Genomic DNA, 13,087 nt, shown 5'->3' with positions numbered 1-13,087 from the left:
GCCGATGCTGTTTGCGCCGGCTGCCGGTAAAGATACAGGTTACGGCAGGACTTGCTTGAACGGCTTGACGCTGACATTGGCATATACGCCAGCGGCAACGTAAGGGTCGGCTTCGGCCCAGGCCTGGGCAGCGTTCAGGGATTCGAACTCGGCCACGATCAGGCTGCCGCTAAAACCGGCAGCGCCAGGGTCATTGCTGTCGATGGCCGGGTGCGGGCCGGCCAGTACGATGCGGCCTTCGGCTTTCAGTTGTTGCAAGCGCTCAAGGTGCGCAGGGCGGGCAGCCAGGCGAGCTTCGAGGGAATTGGCGACGTCTGTTGCAATGATGGCGTAGAGCATGTCAGTCCTTGGTCTTGGGGGTGGTATCAGTCGGGTCGGTGTCATGCAGATGGCGCGACAGGTAAATGCCCTGGGCGATCAGGAACAACACAGTCATGCCCAGGCTGCCGAACACTTTGAAGTCGACCCAGATGCTTTGGTAAGTGAATGCCACGAACAGGTTGGCCGCGCCGCAGAACAGGAAAAACCCGATCCAGGCCACGTTCAGGCGGGTCCAGATGGCATCTGGCAGGCTCAGGGCGTGGCCCATCATGCGCTTGATCAGGACCTTGTCGCCGATAAAGTGGCTGCCGGCAAACGCCAGGGCAAACAGCCAGTTGACCACCGGGGCTTTCCATTTAAGGAAGGTTTCGCTGTGGAAGGCCAGAGTCAGGCTGCCGAATACCAGGCAGGCGATCAGGGTCAGCCATTGGCTTTTTTCGAGTTTGCGTTGCTTGATAAACAGCGCGCCATACACCACCAGCGAACTGATGATCAGCATGGCGGTAGCGCTGTAGATACCGCCGACCGACAGGCTGTGCCCGCCGATTTCGACGATGCGCGGTTCGATTTTGTAAACGATGAAAAACAGTAACAGCGGGATGAAGTCGATGAATTGTTTCACAGTGGCAGCCAGAAGCAGGATGTGGCGGCATAATAACAAACATCAATGACAGCGAAAGCGTCAGCTAGAGGTTATTAAATCCCCGTGGAAATTGACTTGCATTGCCATAGCACGGCATCCGATGGCGCCCTGGCGCCTGCGGTACTGGTCGCGCGTGCGTTCGAGAAAGGTGTGCGAGTCCTGGCCCTGACCGATCACGATACACTTGAAGGCCTCGACGAAGCCCGCGCGGCGGCGCAGGCGCTGGGCATGACATTGGTCAACGGCGTGGAGTTGTCCTGCACCTGGGGCGGGGCGACGATTCATGTGCTCGGCTACGGTTTCGATGTCAACGCCCCGGCGCTGGTCGAGGCCATTGCCAAATTGCACGATGGCCGCTGGCTGCGCGCCGAAGAGATCAGTCGCAAGCTGGCGCTCAAGGGTATGCCTGGTGCGCTTGAAGGCGCACGGGCTATCCAGCAAGCCCTGGGTGACAGCGGCAACGCCCCGGCCCGTCCGCATTTTGCCGATTTTCTGGTGGAGGCCGGTTACGTCAAGGATCGCGCCGAAGCCTTCCGTAAATGGCTGGGGGCCGGCAAGCTGGGGGACGTCAAGCTGCACTGGCCGACCCTGGAAGACACCGTCGCCACCCTGCGCGCAGCAGGCGCCTGGGTCAGTCTGGCGCACCCCTCGCACTACGATTTTACCCGCAGCAAGCGCCGACGGCTGATTGGCGACTATATTCAAGCTGGGGGTCACGCGATTGAAGTGGTCAACGGGTACCAGCCGGCCGATCAGGTTGGCAGCCTGGCGATCCTTGCGCGTGAGTTCGGTCTGCTGGTCAGTGCCGGCAGTGATTTTCATGGTCCAGGAGGGTGGTCCGAGATCGGCGAATACCGTCCGCTTCCGGAAGACTTGCCGCCATTGTGGTGTCGATTCAAATATGACAAACCCACTGCCAACGTCTGAACAGGTAAACACTGTGAGTCAATTTTTCCAGATTCATCCGGAAAACCCACAACCGCGTCTGATCAAACAGGCCGTTGAAATCATCAAGAAGGGTGGGGTGGTGATTTATCCTACCGACTCGTCCTATGCCGTCGGTTGCCAGATGGGTGACAAGGGTGCGATCGAGCGGATCAAGCGCCTGCGCAACCTGGACGACAAGCACAACTTCACCCTGATGTGCTGTGACCTGTCGCAGCTGGGGCTGTTTGCCAAGGTGGATACCGGCATCTTCCGTCTGCTCAAGGCGCATACGCCGGGGCCGTACACCTTTATCCTCAACGCCACCCGCGAAGTGCCGCGCCTGCTGCTGCACCCTAAACGCCGTACCATTGGCCTGCGCGTACCGAGCCATCCGATTGCGCTGGCATTGCTTGAAGAGCTGGGCGAACCGCTGATGAGCGTGACCCTGATCCTGCCGGGCGAGAGCGAGCCGATGGAAGACCCGTATGAAATCCGTGATGCCCTGGAAAAACAGGTCGACCTGATCATTGACGGCGGTTTTGGCGGCAACAAGGCCTCCACTGTCATCAGCCTGGTGGACAGTGGTGACCCCGAGATCGTGCGGGTGGGCTGCGGTGATCCTCAACCCTTTATGGTCGAGGCCTGATGTCTGACGTAGAAGCACCTGAGGCCCGGGCCGGTGCCCAGCAAGAACTGTCTCTGGCCATGGTCTATGGCCAGGCGGTCATCGAAATGCCGCAAGACCTGTATATCCCCCCGGATGCACTGGAGGTGTTTCTTGACGCTTTTGAAGGCCCGCTCGACCTGCTGCTGTACCTGATCCGCAAGCAAAATATCGACATTCTCGACATTCCGGTGGCGGAAATTACCCGCCAGTACATGGGTTATGTCGAGCTCATGAAAACCGTGCGCCTGGAGCTGGCGGCCGAGTATCTGGTCATGGCCGCGATGCTGGCCGAGATCAAGTCGCGGATGCTGTTGCCGCGTTCGGCCGAAATCGAGGAGGACGAGGGTGACCCCCGTGCCGAGCTGATTCGCCGCCTGCAGCAATACGAGCGCTTCAAGGCTGCCGCTGAAGGCATTGAGGGGCTCAGCCGGGTAGGGCGCGAGATCTATGTGCCCAAGCTCGATGCTCCCGAAGCACGGGCGCGCAAACTGGTACCGGATGTGGCGCTCGAAGAGCTGCTGATGTCGATGGCCGAAGTGCTGCGCCGCACCGACATGTTTGAAAGTCATCAGGTCAGCCGTGAGGCCCTGTCGACCCGCGAACGCATGAGCGACGTACTTGAGCGTCTCAAGGGGGGTGGCTTTGTGCCCTTTGTCGAGCTGTTTACCGCTGAAGAAGGCAAGTTGGGTGTAGTCGTGACCTTTATGGCCATTCTTGAACTGGTCAAAGAGTCGCTGATCGAGTTGGTACAAAATGAACCCTTCGCGCCGATCCATGTGCGGGCAAGAGCCGAATAAAGAGCTGAAACCATGAATTTGACTGAACCCCGCGAGCTGGCCCCCTTGCTTGAGGCCTTTCTGCTGGCCTCGGGAAAGCCGCAGAGCCTTGAGCGCCTGTTCGAACTGTTTGAAGAGGGCGAGCGCCCGGAACCGCCGGTCTTCAAGAAGGCCCTGGAACTGCTGCGCAAATCCTGCGACGGCCGCGCCTTTGAACTGAAAGAAGTTGCCTCCGGCTATCGCCTGCAGATCCGCGAAAAGTACTCGCCCTGGGTCGGACGTCTGTGGGAAGAACGCCCGCAACGTTACTCGCGGGCCATGCTGGAGACCATGGCGCTGATCGCTTATCGCCAGCCCATTACCCGTGGCGAGATCGAAGATGTGCGCGGTGTGGCTGTCAACAGCCATATCGTCAAGACACTGCTGGAGCGCGAGTGGATTCGCGTGGTGGGTTATCGTGACGTGCCGGGCAAGCCCGCGATGTTTGCCACCACCAAGGGCTTTCTTGACCACTTCAACCTCAAGAGCCTCGATGAATTGCCGCCACTGGCCGAGCTGCGCGAGCTGGAGCCGGATCCGATCCTCGATTTTGACGATGCCCCGGTGCCTGCGCATCTTCAGGCGCTGGCCGACGAAAGCGCCGAGCCGGAAGAGCCGAAAGACGAAACCAGCTTCCGCACCCTGCTGACGGAACTGGACTCGATGGAGGAGGGTCTTAAAACTGACTTTGATGATTTGCTGCGCGACGTTGCGCCAGTTGAAGCTCTAGAGCCTGAGCCTGAGCCTGAGCCTGAGCCTGAGTCCGAGCCGGAAATAGAAGCCCAACCACAACCGCAGCAACCCTCTGCGGCCGAGTTGGCCCGCGAGCGATTGCGCGCTGCGGTTGCTGCACTTGAGCAGCGATCTGCCTTGAGCGACGAAGAGCTTGAGGCTCAGGCCCTGGCCGAAGCCATCGAACAGGAACGCCGCGAGCAGGAAGACTGATGCACTCCCATTAAGGATCCTGGCAAGCCGCGGATTCTGCGGGCAATGCATGACCCGTGGGAGCTGGCTTGCCTGCGATGCAGACGACGCGGACTGTCAGGCACACCGCAGCGATGCCATCGCGAGCAAACCCGCTCCCACACAATTTTCGGAGGGCTGTCATGAGTTCAACCAAAGACCCCTGCATCGGAGTCTGCAAATTCACTGACGACATTTGCCTGGGCTGCGGGCGGACCAAGCGTGAAATCAAGGCCTGGAAGAAACTCGACAAAGACGAAAAACGTGCGGTGCTGGCCGAATCCGCCCTGCGTTTACTGGCGCTTGAGGCCACCGGCCGGCGGAAAACCAAGTGAGCCACGCACTTCGTGACTAGCCTTTGATGCGCAATGGCCAATATCCGCGTATGATTCGCGACCCTCTGGGGCTCAGCAGAGCCCCAAGGCCCATTTTTAACACTTCAGGCGCTCGCCTGAATTGACACACCGGGAGGTGCCCAGATGAAAGATCTCGACCCTAAAGACGGCCAGGAAATTGGCCCGGCAGGCGAAAAACTGCAAAAAGTCCTCGCCCGTATTGGCGTTGGCTCGCGTCGCGACGTAGAGAGCTGGATCAGCCAGGGCCGGATCAAGGTCAATGGCAAGGATGCAACCCTGGGTCTGCGCGTAGACCTGCACGACGCCATCACCATCGATGGCAAGGTGATCAAGCGTGAAGAGGCAGCCGAATCGGTTCGCCGCGTGATCATGTACAACAAACCCGACGGCGAAATCTGCACCCGTGACGACCCTGAAGGCCGTCCGACCGTGTTCGACAAACTGCCGCGTCCAAAAGAAGGCCGTTGGATCAATATCGGTCGTCTGGACATCAACACCACCGGCTTGCTGATGTTCACCACTGACGGTGAGCTGGCCAACCGCTTGATGCACCCTTCGTACGAAATGGACCGTGAATACGCGGTACGTGTGCGTGGCGAAGTGGATGACGACATGATTGCCCGCCTCAAGGCCGGCGTTGTGCTGGAAGACGGTCCGGCGCGTTTCACCGACATCAAGCAGGCGCCAGGCGGCGAAGGCTTCAACCATTGGTACCACTGCGTGGTGATGGAAGGCCGTAACCGTGAAGTGCGTCGTCTGTGGGAATCCCAGGGCCTGGTGGTCAGCCGCCTGAAGCGCGTACGTTTCGGTCCGGTGTTCCTCAACTCCGATCTGCCGATGGGTCGCTGGCGCGAAATGAGCCAGTTCGAAGTGGACATTCTCAGCGCTGAAGTCGGCCTCACGCCGGTTGCCATGCCTGAGATGAACGCCAAGAGCAAAGACAAGCTTGAGCGCATGCAGCGCAAATCCTCGCGCCCTGTGGCCCGTGGTGACCGTGTTGCCCGCGTGCTGCGCCCGGCTGAAGGTGCACCTGTTGCGCCGCGTCCGGCACGCCAGCCGCATATCGAAGGCGAGCGTCCGGGCCGTCCGGCTCGTGATGAATCGGCTCGTCCGGCGCGCAAGCCTGCCGGCCGTACTGATCGTGTGCCAGCAGGTCGTGGTGCGCCAGTTGCCGAGCGTCCGAGCGAAATCAACAAGCGTCCAACCAAGCCAACCCGTAACGGGCCAAAGCTGGTTGACGATGCGCCGTCGGGCAAGCGTCGTGGTGCCCCGGCAGGTTCGGGCCAGCGCCCGGGCTTCGGTCGTCGCAAGCCGCAGTAAGCGGTAAGCGGTAAGCGCGGTACAAAAAACGCCAACCCCCAGGGGTTGGCGTTTTTTTATGTCTGCGAAATGCTGATGGCAGCTGCTACGGGTCTTAATTCGCGTGGCAAATAATCGTTACACCATGTCAATAAACCTATACGAATTCAGCCACTTACCGACCCTAAACCGCTGAAATCATCCCTTTGTAATGAAAACCTTCCGAGATTTACAGAATTAGGACAGTTCCTACATAAATTGCGGCTTGTTTCGTATTGCAATCGGCTGTGTGATGGGATCTTGCCTTCGTGCGGGTGTACAATGCGCCGCGTTTTAACTGTGACTCAATTGCGTACCCGCGCATTTTGCGCCGCTCGGCGTTACACCGAACGGCCAAAACCTCAAGGCTATCCGCCTTGATAATTCCGCAATGCCACAAGCGTTGCGGGTTCGATTCCGTCACAGATAAAAACAAACAGGTGACGCATGACTCGTGAAACAACCTTGGATTCCTGGCGTCTGCGCTGGGGTTTGATTTGTGTTGTAGACCCTTCGATCACTGCCTCTGGTGCTCAAGTTACAACGCACTGAATCACATCAAACCTTGTGTGGGACCTTTGCAATGAGTGGAAATACCTCGCATTCGGGCGAGCTTAAACGCGGCCTGAAAAATCGTCATATCCAGCTGATAGCCCTCGGTGGCGCGATTGGTACTGGCCTGTTTCTCGGTTCGGCCGGGGTGCTCAAGTCGGCCGGTCCATCGATGATTCTGGGCTATGCGATCTGCGGCTTTATCGCGTTCATGATCATGCGCCAGCTCGGCGAAATGATCGTCGAAGAACCGGTTGCCGGTTCTTTCAGCCACTTTGCCCATAAATACTGGGGCGGTTTCGCCGGCTTTATGTCGGGCTGGAACTGCTGGGTGCTGTACATCCTGGTGGGCATGTCGGAGCTGACCGCCGTCGGCAAATATGTGCACTACTGGTGGCCGGAGATCCCCACCTGGGCCTCGGCAGCGGCCTTCTTCGTGCTGATCAACCTGATCAACCTGACCAACGTCAAAGTGTTTGGCGAAGCCGAGTTCTGGTTCGCGATCATCAAGGTCGTGGCAATTGTCGGCATGATCGCCCTGGGCAGCTACCTGCTGGTCAGCGGCAGTGGCGGTCCTCAGGCTTCGGTCAGCAACCTGTGGGAACACGGTGGTTTCTTCCCGAACGGGACGACCGGCCTGATCATGGCCATGGCCTTTATCATGTTTTCCTTCGGCGGCCTGGAAATGCTCGGTTTCACCGCAGCTGAAGCCGACAAACCACGCACCGTGATCCCGAAAGCGATCAACCAGGTGATCTACCGCATCCTGATTTTCTATATCGGTGCCCTGGTAGTTCTGCTGTCGTTGACCCCGTGGGACTCGCTGCTTGAAACCCTGAATGCCGGTGGCGACAGCTACAGCAGCAGCCCGTTCGTGCAAGTGTTCTCGATGCTGGGCAGCAACACTGCTGCGCACATCCTCAACTTCGTGGTCTTGACCGCAGCATTGTCGGTGTACAACAGCGGCACCTACTGCAACAGCCGCATGTTGCTGGGTATGGCGCAGCAGGGCGATGCGCCGAAAGTGCTGGCCAAAATCGACAAGCGCGGCGTGCCGGTCAACTCGATCCTGGCCTCGGCGGCGGTGACGGTCATTGCAGTGCTGCTCAACTACCTGATGCCCCATGATGCGCTGGAACTGCTGATGTCCCTGGTAGTAGCGACCCTGGTGATCAACTGGGCGATGATCAGCTACTCGCACTTCAAGTTCCGCCAGCATATGGACAAGACCGCGCAATTCCCGCTGTTCAAGGCGCTGTGGTATCCGTACGGCAACTACATCTGCCTGGCGTTTGTAGCGTTTATCCTGGTGATCATGCTGTTGATCCCGGGGATTCGCGTGTCGGTGTACGCGATTCCGGTGTGGGTGGCCTTTATGTGGCTGTGCTTCGTGATCAAGAACAAGCGCGCGGTACAGGCGCAGGCAGCAGCTTACAGCTCTGCCAAATAAACGCTGTGTTTAACCCTGCAAACCCGGCCATTGCGCCGGGTTTGTTGTTTGTGGGGTATCCTTGATGCTCTGAACACGGACCCTTTTTTGATGCTGGTGATTTCCAACAACGTGCATATCCCTGATGCCGAGATCGAACTGACGGCCATTCGCGCCCAGGGTGCGGGCGGGCAGAACGTCAACAAGGTTTCGAGCGCCATGCACCTGCGCTTTGATATTCCCAATTCGTCGTTGCCGGATTTTTACAAGGAGCGGTTGCTGGCGCTGCGTGACAGCCGCATCACCAGTGATGGCGTGCTGATTATCAAAGCCCAGCAATACCGCACCCAGGAGCAGAATCGGGCTGATGCGCTGGAGCGTCTGGCGGAGTTGATCGTCAGTGCCACCAAGGTGGAGAAAAAGCGCCGCCCGACCAAGCCGACCCTGGGCTCAAAAAAACGTCGGCTGGAATCCAAGACCAAGCGCGGCAACATCAAGGCGGGGCGGGGCAAGGTGGATTTCTAGAGGGCAGCAGCAGTCCTGTGGGAGCGGGCTTAATCACCCTGAGCGCGAGCTAGGACGCTCTTGCGTTCTGCGCCTGACGATACAGATAAACACTCAGCATCAACCCGCCAAGCGCCGCCAGCGCCGCAAACAGAAAGATCGAAGCAAAGCCGAACCCTGCCGCCACGGCACCCACTAGCGGCCCGGTGATGCCCAGCGACAGGTCGATAAACAGCGAATACGCACCCACCGCAGCCCCCCGGCTGGAGGCCGGCACCAGGTTGACCGCCTCAACCCCCAGCGCCGGGAACACCAGCGAAAAGCCAAAGCCGCTCAAGGCCGCGCCCGCCAGGGCCAACTCCGGGTTGGGTGCCAGCCACAGCAACAGCAGGCCCAGCGTCTCGACGCTCAGGCAGGCAATTGCCACGCGAAAACCGCCGATACGGTTGATCAGATTGCCAAACAGCAAGCGCGCACTGATAAAGCTGGCGCCAAACAGGCTCAGGCACAGCGCTGCGTTTTCCCAGTGGTTGGTCGCGTAATACAAGGTGATAAAGGTGGCGATGGTGCCAAAGCCGATCGAGCCCAGGGCCAGCCCGGTGCCGTGAGGCAGTACTCGTCCCAGTACATGCAGAAACGGCAGGCGCACGCCGCTGACAATGGGGGCCGCCAGTTTTGGCCAGGCCAGCAGTACGCCCAGCGCTCCCAGGGCAATAATGCTTACGCCCAGGCTCCACATCCCCAGGTGGCCGACCATGACCACGCCCAGAGGCGCGCCAATGGCTATGGCGCCGTAGCTGGCGATGCCATTCCAGGAAATCACCTTGGCCGTGTTCTGTGCGCCGACCCGGCCTATGCCCCAGCCGATGGAGCCGGAGCCCACCAGGCTTTCCGCGCTGCCCAGCACCAGCCGGCCGATCAACAGGCTGGCCAGGCTCCAGGCCGGCATGCTCGTCAGCCAGCTGGACACCAGCATAAATACGCCACTCAGGCCGCAGCCGGCCAGGCCAACCATCACGGCGCGCTTGCTGCCCCGGGTATCGATGTAGCGGCTGGCGTAAGGCCGGCTCAGCAGCGTAGCCAAATATTGCACGCTGATCACCAGCCCGGCGATCACCGTGCCGTAACCGAGATGGTTATGCACGTAACCCGGCAGTACGGCCAGCGGAATGCCAATGTTCAAATAGCCGATAAAGGTAAACAGGACGATGGAAACCACTTGCAGCGTGATTGCCATGGGGCGCTGTGTTTCAGGCATGGGGTAGGGGTCCTGCGGGGAGCGGGTTGGTGCAGATTATAGTGGTGTAACCAGTTGCGTCGCGATTAAAGCGGCCAGTGCATTTTCCTGGGTGCCGAACCGTTTGAGCAGGCGAGCTTGTTTTTCGGGGCTGAGGCGCTCCCAGAGGTCGATCATTTTCTCGGCGGTGCCGATCAGAACGCTGGCCTGGGTATCGCTGAAGGTGTCAGTCACGCTTGATTCCGCAATAAGGGGCGATTGTGTCAGACGGTGTGAAAAACTGAATGCTTTTCGCACCGTCTGATTGTGCGCCGTCAGTCTTCGCTTTCGGCCTGCAGGCTTTCAGAAGCCTCGTCCAGTGCGGGGTTTTCGCCACTGGTGTGTTGCGGGGTTGGCTGCTCGGTTTCGTGCAGGCTTGGGAAGGGGAGGTTTGGGATCTCGTGCATCGTCGCGCTCCTCGTAAGGTGTGTTTTAAGTAGCTTGCTAAGGATACAGGAGGGAGTGTGACAATTTGTCTTTTTATTGCGTCTGGGGGGATTTGTATCGAACTTTTCATATTGCAGCTGTCGCTGCAAAAGGCAGAGCCCTGTAGAGCAGCTGCCTCGTTCCTTCGGCAGCTGCTACAGGTGGGGGGGCTAGTGTGTACACACCTGCGCAATCGCCTTGGCCAGCAGGCTCAGGCGCGTGCCGTCGACCCCGGCCATATTGGCGCGCCCCGAACCAACCATGTACACGCTGTGTTTCTCGCGCAACAGCTGGACTTGCTCTTGGGTCAGGCCAGTGTACGAAAACATCCCGCGTTGCTCATTAATATGGGCAAAGTGCTCCGCCAGCCCGAACGGGATCAGGGCTTCCACCAAACCGCTACGCAATTGCGCGATACGGCTGCGCATGGCTTCCACTTCTGCGATCCACACGCTTTTCAGCTGGGCATCGCCGAGGATGGTCGCCACCACCGACGCGCCGTGATCCGGCGGGTTGGACCACAAGTTTCGCGCAATATAGGCCAACTGGCTGCGGATGTCGGTCAGCTTTTCGGCGTCATTGGCACACACAATCAATGCACCGACGCGTTCGCGGTACAGGCCGAAGTTCTTCGAGCACGAGTTGGTGATCAGCACTTCCGGCAGTTCACGGGTGAACAGGCGGGTCGACCAGGCGTCTTCCTGTATTCCGTCGCCAAAACCCTGGTAGGCAAAATCGATCAAAGGCAGCAATTCACGACGACGGACCACGTCCAGCACCTGCAGCCAGTCCGCCTGGGACAGGTCAAAGCCGGTCGGGTTGTGGCAGCAGGCGTGCAGCAGCACCACATCGCCTTTTGGCGCGTGTTCCAGGGCTTCGAGCATGGCCGCGACATTGAGCTTGTTGTCGCTGCCCACGTAAGGGTAGTGACTGATCTTCAGCCCGGCTGCGGCAAAGATGGTTTCGTGGATCGGCCAGGTTGGATCGCTCAGCCAGATGCCACGGCCCGGCAAGCATTGCGCGATAAAATCGGCGCTCAGGCGCAAGGCCCCGGTACCGCCCGGGGTCTGGGTCGCTGCAGCGCGCTTGCTGGCCAGCAGGGGTGAGTCTTCGCCCAGCACCAGTTCGCTGATCAGTTGCCCGAATCGGCTGTCACCATGACCGCCGATATAGGTTTTGGTCTGTTGCTGATCGACCAGGCGCTGCTCGGCCAACTTTACTGATTGCAGGATCGGCGTCAGGCCATTGGCGTCTTTATAGACGCCCACGCCCAGGTCGAACTTGTCCGGATTGGTATCCTGTTGATAGGCGTCCATCAAACCGAGAATCGGGTCGCCCGGTACCCGACCAATATCGGCAAAGTGCATTACTTGCGACCTTCGGCAGTTTTGGCGACTTCATCAGTGCGTGCGGCCATGATGAAGTCGTTGCGGTGCAGGCCCTTGATCGAGTGGCTCCACCAGGTCACGGTGACCGAGCCCCATTCGGTCAGCAGGCCCGGGTGATGGCCTTCGGCTTCGGCGATCTCGCCCACGGCATTGGTAAAGGCCAGGGCGAATTTGAAGTTCTTGAACAGAAAGACCTTTTCCAGCTGCATGATGCCGTCGCGAACTTCGATGTTCCAGTCCGGGATCTGTTTGATCAGGATCGGCAGTTCTTCGTCGCTGACCTGTGGAGCATCGGCGCGGCAGGCTTCGCAGTGGGCTTGGTTCAGTGCGTTCATGGTGGATTCCTGAAATCAGTTTTTATTGATGACTAAAAAAAGGTTAAGCCGCTTTCGGCTTGGGCGTGAACTTCGGCGCGTGCAGGCCCATTGTCATGCCTTTTTCGACCATACCCATGATGTCTTCATGGGCCAGGTCAAACAGTCGCTTCAAGTCCGGCAGGACAAAATACAGCGGCTGCAAAATATCGATGCGATACGGCGTACGCATGGCTTCCAGCGGATCGAAAGCCTGATGTTCCGGCTCTGAAGACAGGCTGTAAACCGTTTCTTTGGGCGACGACAGAATCCCGCCACCGTAAATGCGTTTGCCTTCCGGCGTGTCGACCAGGCCGAACTCGATGGTCATCCAGTACAGGCGTGCCAGATACACCCGTTGCTCCTTGCTCGCTTGCAGCCCCAGTTTGCCGTAGGTGTGGGTGAATTCGGCGAACCACGGGTTGGTCAGCAGCGGGCAGTGGCCGAAAATCTCATGGAAAATATCCGGCTCTTGCAGGTAATCGAGTTCTTCGGGAGTGCGAATAAAGGTGGCCACTGGAAACTGCTTGTTGGCCAGCAACTCGAAGAAGGTCTGGAAGGGGATCAGTGCGGGTACCCGGGCAACTTGCCAGCCCGTGGTGGCGCCCAGTACCTGATTGATCTCGTCGAGTTGCGGGATGCGGTCGTGGGGCAGGCCCAGCTTTTCGATGCCTTGCATGTACTCGGGGCAGGCGCGGCCTTCCAGCAGTTTCAGCTGACGGGTAATCAGCGTGTTCCACACCCCGTGCTCGGCAGGTGTGTAGTCGATAAAGCCATTGGCATCAGGCTCACGGGCGACGTATTTCGTTTGCTTCATGGGGCTCTCCGCAAGGAAATCGTTTTTATTATTCGGTGTTGTTGCGATGCCTTAGTGATACCTCAAGTGATTGTCATGTGCAGCTAGCCTAAAGCCAGTAATGCTGGGATGATGGCGCTTATTCGTAAAGTATTCGTTACGATGTGAGGGGCAGGCTGTCATTCTTGATTGTGCGACAGCACAACTGTCACAAAATCGTGACGATGAAATGCCTCTGAAGCCGGAAAACCTCCCTGTGGGAGCGAGCCTGCTCGCGAATGGCGCTCTTTGAGCCTTCGCGAGCCTGTCTCTTATAAACATCTCCGAGCCCAC

The 13,087-nt window shown here is 58.8% G+C and carries 16 protein-coding genes; 8 read left to right on the top strand and 8 right to left on the bottom strand.

The genetic code is table 11. The features are described 5' to 3' along the window. Positions 1–39: 39 nt before the first annotated feature. Both QN377_RS17470 and QN377_RS17465 read right to left on the bottom strand, forming a co-directional pair. Complete coding sequence (locus tag QN377_RS17470; protein ID WP_095002642.1) at positions 40–339, bottom strand: YciI family protein; 300 nt, start codon at positions 337–339, stop codon at positions 40–42. 1 nt (position 340) lies between these two features. Continuing rightward, entirely contained in the window at positions 341–943 is a 603-nt protein-coding gene (locus tag QN377_RS17465) for a septation protein A (protein ID WP_095002641.1), read from the bottom strand. Between the two features lie 84 nt (positions 944–1,027). Between QN377_RS17465 and QN377_RS17460 the strand changes: the two genes are divergently transcribed. The 8 genes from QN377_RS17460 (at position 1,028) to arfB (ending at position 8,536) form a co-directional block, all read left to right on the top strand. Continuing rightward, on the top strand, positions 1,028–1,891 hold the full coding sequence (locus tag QN377_RS17460) for a PHP domain-containing protein (protein ID WP_095002640.1): 864 nt from the start codon (positions 1,028–1,030) through the stop codon (positions 1,889–1,891). A 13-nt stretch (positions 1,892–1,904) separates the two neighbouring features. Continuing rightward, entirely contained in the window at positions 1,905–2,537 is a 633-nt protein-coding gene (locus QN377_RS17455) for an L-threonylcarbamoyladenylate synthase (protein ID WP_088377747.1), read from the top strand. A gap of 119 nt (positions 2,538–2,656) precedes the next feature. Next, entirely contained in the window at positions 2,657–3,355 is a 699-nt protein-coding gene (locus tag QN377_RS17450) for a segregation and condensation protein A (protein WP_170943745.1), read from the top strand. A 12-nt stretch (positions 3,356–3,367) separates the two neighbouring features. Then, complete coding sequence (gene scpB / locus QN377_RS17445) at positions 3,368–4,318, top strand: SMC-Scp complex subunit ScpB (protein ID WP_095032019.1); 951 nt, start codon at positions 3,368–3,370, stop codon at positions 4,316–4,318. Between the two features lie 161 nt (positions 4,319–4,479). Next, positions 4,480–4,671 carry a DUF1289 domain-containing protein gene (locus QN377_RS17440; protein WP_095018927.1) on the top strand — a complete coding sequence of 64 codons (192 nt, stop codon included), beginning with the start codon at positions 4,480–4,482 and terminating at the stop codon, positions 4,669–4,671. 144 nt (positions 4,672–4,815) lie between these two features. Continuing rightward, a complete protein-coding gene (rluB, locus tag QN377_RS17435) occupies positions 4,816–6,012 on the top strand; it encodes a 23S rRNA pseudouridine(2605) synthase RluB (protein WP_088377744.1) in 1,197 nt (398 codons plus the stop codon). Between the two features lie 601 nt (positions 6,013–6,613). Then, entirely contained in the window at positions 6,614–8,032 is a 1,419-nt protein-coding gene (locus QN377_RS17430; RefSeq protein WP_322212637.1) for an amino acid permease, read from the top strand. Positions 8,033–8,122: 90 nt separating this feature from the next. Further along, positions 8,123–8,536: an alternative ribosome rescue aminoacyl-tRNA hydrolase ArfB gene (gene arfB, locus QN377_RS17425; RefSeq protein WP_088377742.1), complete on the top strand. Its 414-nt coding sequence runs from the start codon at positions 8,123–8,125 to the stop codon at positions 8,534–8,536. 49 nt (positions 8,537–8,585) lie between these two features. Here the strand turns inward: arfB and QN377_RS17420 are convergent, their stop codons facing one another. The 6 genes from QN377_RS17420 to phhA all read right to left on the bottom strand — a co-directional run bounded on the left by QN377_RS17420 (position 8,586) and on the right by phhA (position 12,775). Further along, entirely contained in the window at positions 8,586–9,773 is a 1,188-nt protein-coding gene (locus QN377_RS17420; RefSeq protein ID WP_095002634.1) for an MFS transporter, read from the bottom strand. Between the two features lie 36 nt (positions 9,774–9,809). Next, positions 9,810–9,986, bottom strand: coding sequence for a hypothetical protein (locus QN377_RS17415; RefSeq protein ID WP_322212639.1), 177 nt, complete (start codon positions 9,984–9,986; stop codon positions 9,810–9,812). Positions 9,987–10,066: 80 nt separating this feature from the next. After that, positions 10,067–10,198 (bottom strand): hypothetical protein, encoded by a 132-nt coding sequence (locus QN377_RS17410; protein WP_254925257.1) that lies wholly within the window; start codon positions 10,196–10,198, stop codon positions 10,067–10,069. 189 nt (positions 10,199–10,387) lie between these two features. Continuing rightward, positions 10,388–11,584, bottom strand: a complete 1,197-nt coding sequence (locus QN377_RS17405; RefSeq protein ID WP_296303115.1) for an amino acid aminotransferase — start codon at positions 11,582–11,584, stop codon at positions 10,388–10,390. Continuing rightward, complete coding sequence (locus tag QN377_RS17400) at positions 11,584–11,940, bottom strand: 4a-hydroxytetrahydrobiopterin dehydratase (RefSeq protein WP_016781595.1); 357 nt, start codon at positions 11,938–11,940, stop codon at positions 11,584–11,586. The genes QN377_RS17405 and QN377_RS17400 overlap by 1 nt, the downstream gene beginning before the upstream one ends. A 43-nt stretch (positions 11,941–11,983) precedes the next feature. Further along, entirely contained in the window at positions 11,984–12,775 is a 792-nt protein-coding gene (phhA, locus tag QN377_RS17395) for a phenylalanine 4-monooxygenase (RefSeq protein ID WP_095002631.1), read from the bottom strand. Positions 12,776–13,087: the final 312 nt, after the last annotated feature.

The sequence above is a fragment of the Pseudomonas sp. CCC4.1 genome, assembly GCF_035019225.1.
Lineage (GTDB): Bacteria > Pseudomonadota > Gammaproteobacteria > Pseudomonadales > Pseudomonadaceae > Aquipseudomonas > Aquipseudomonas bubulae.
The sequence above is the reverse complement of the archived record's forward strand: the minus strand, read 5'-3'. Positions and strand labels throughout refer to the sequence as shown.

Excerpts from the sequence above, each read along its gene's own strand:
- QN377_RS17405 (WP_296303115.1), bottom strand. The coding sequence starts at position 11,584 with ATGCACTTTGCCGATATTGGTCGGGTACCGGGCGACCCGATTCTCGGT.
- QN377_RS17410 (WP_254925257.1), bottom strand. The coding sequence starts at position 10,198 with ATGCACGAGATCCCAAACCTCCCCTTCCCAAGCCTGCACGAAACCGAG.
- QN377_RS17440 (WP_095018927.1), top strand. The coding sequence starts at position 4,480 with ATGAGTTCAACCAAAGACCCCTGCATCGGAGTCTGCAAATTCACTGAC.
- phhA (WP_095002631.1), bottom strand. The coding sequence starts at position 12,775 with ATGAAGCAAACGAAATACGTCGCCCGTGAGCCTGATGCCAATGGCTTT.
- rluB (WP_088377744.1), top strand. The coding sequence starts at position 4,816 with ATGAAAGATCTCGACCCTAAAGACGGCCAGGAAATTGGCCCGGCAGGC.
- QN377_RS17430 (WP_322212637.1), top strand. The coding sequence starts at position 6,614 with ATGAGTGGAAATACCTCGCATTCGGGCGAGCTTAAACGCGGCCTGAAA.
- QN377_RS17470 (WP_095002642.1), bottom strand. The coding sequence starts at position 339 with ATGCTCTACGCCATCATTGCAACAGACGTCGCCAATTCCCTCGAAGCT.
- scpB (WP_095032019.1), top strand. The coding sequence starts at position 3,368 with ATGAATTTGACTGAACCCCGCGAGCTGGCCCCCTTGCTTGAGGCCTTT.
- QN377_RS17400 (WP_016781595.1), bottom strand. The coding sequence starts at position 11,940 with ATGAACGCACTGAACCAAGCCCACTGCGAAGCCTGCCGCGCCGATGCT.
- arfB (WP_088377742.1), top strand. The coding sequence starts at position 8,123 with ATGCTGGTGATTTCCAACAACGTGCATATCCCTGATGCCGAGATCGAA.
- QN377_RS17420 (WP_095002634.1), bottom strand. The coding sequence starts at position 9,773 with ATGCCTGAAACACAGCGCCCCATGGCAATCACGCTGCAAGTGGTTTCC.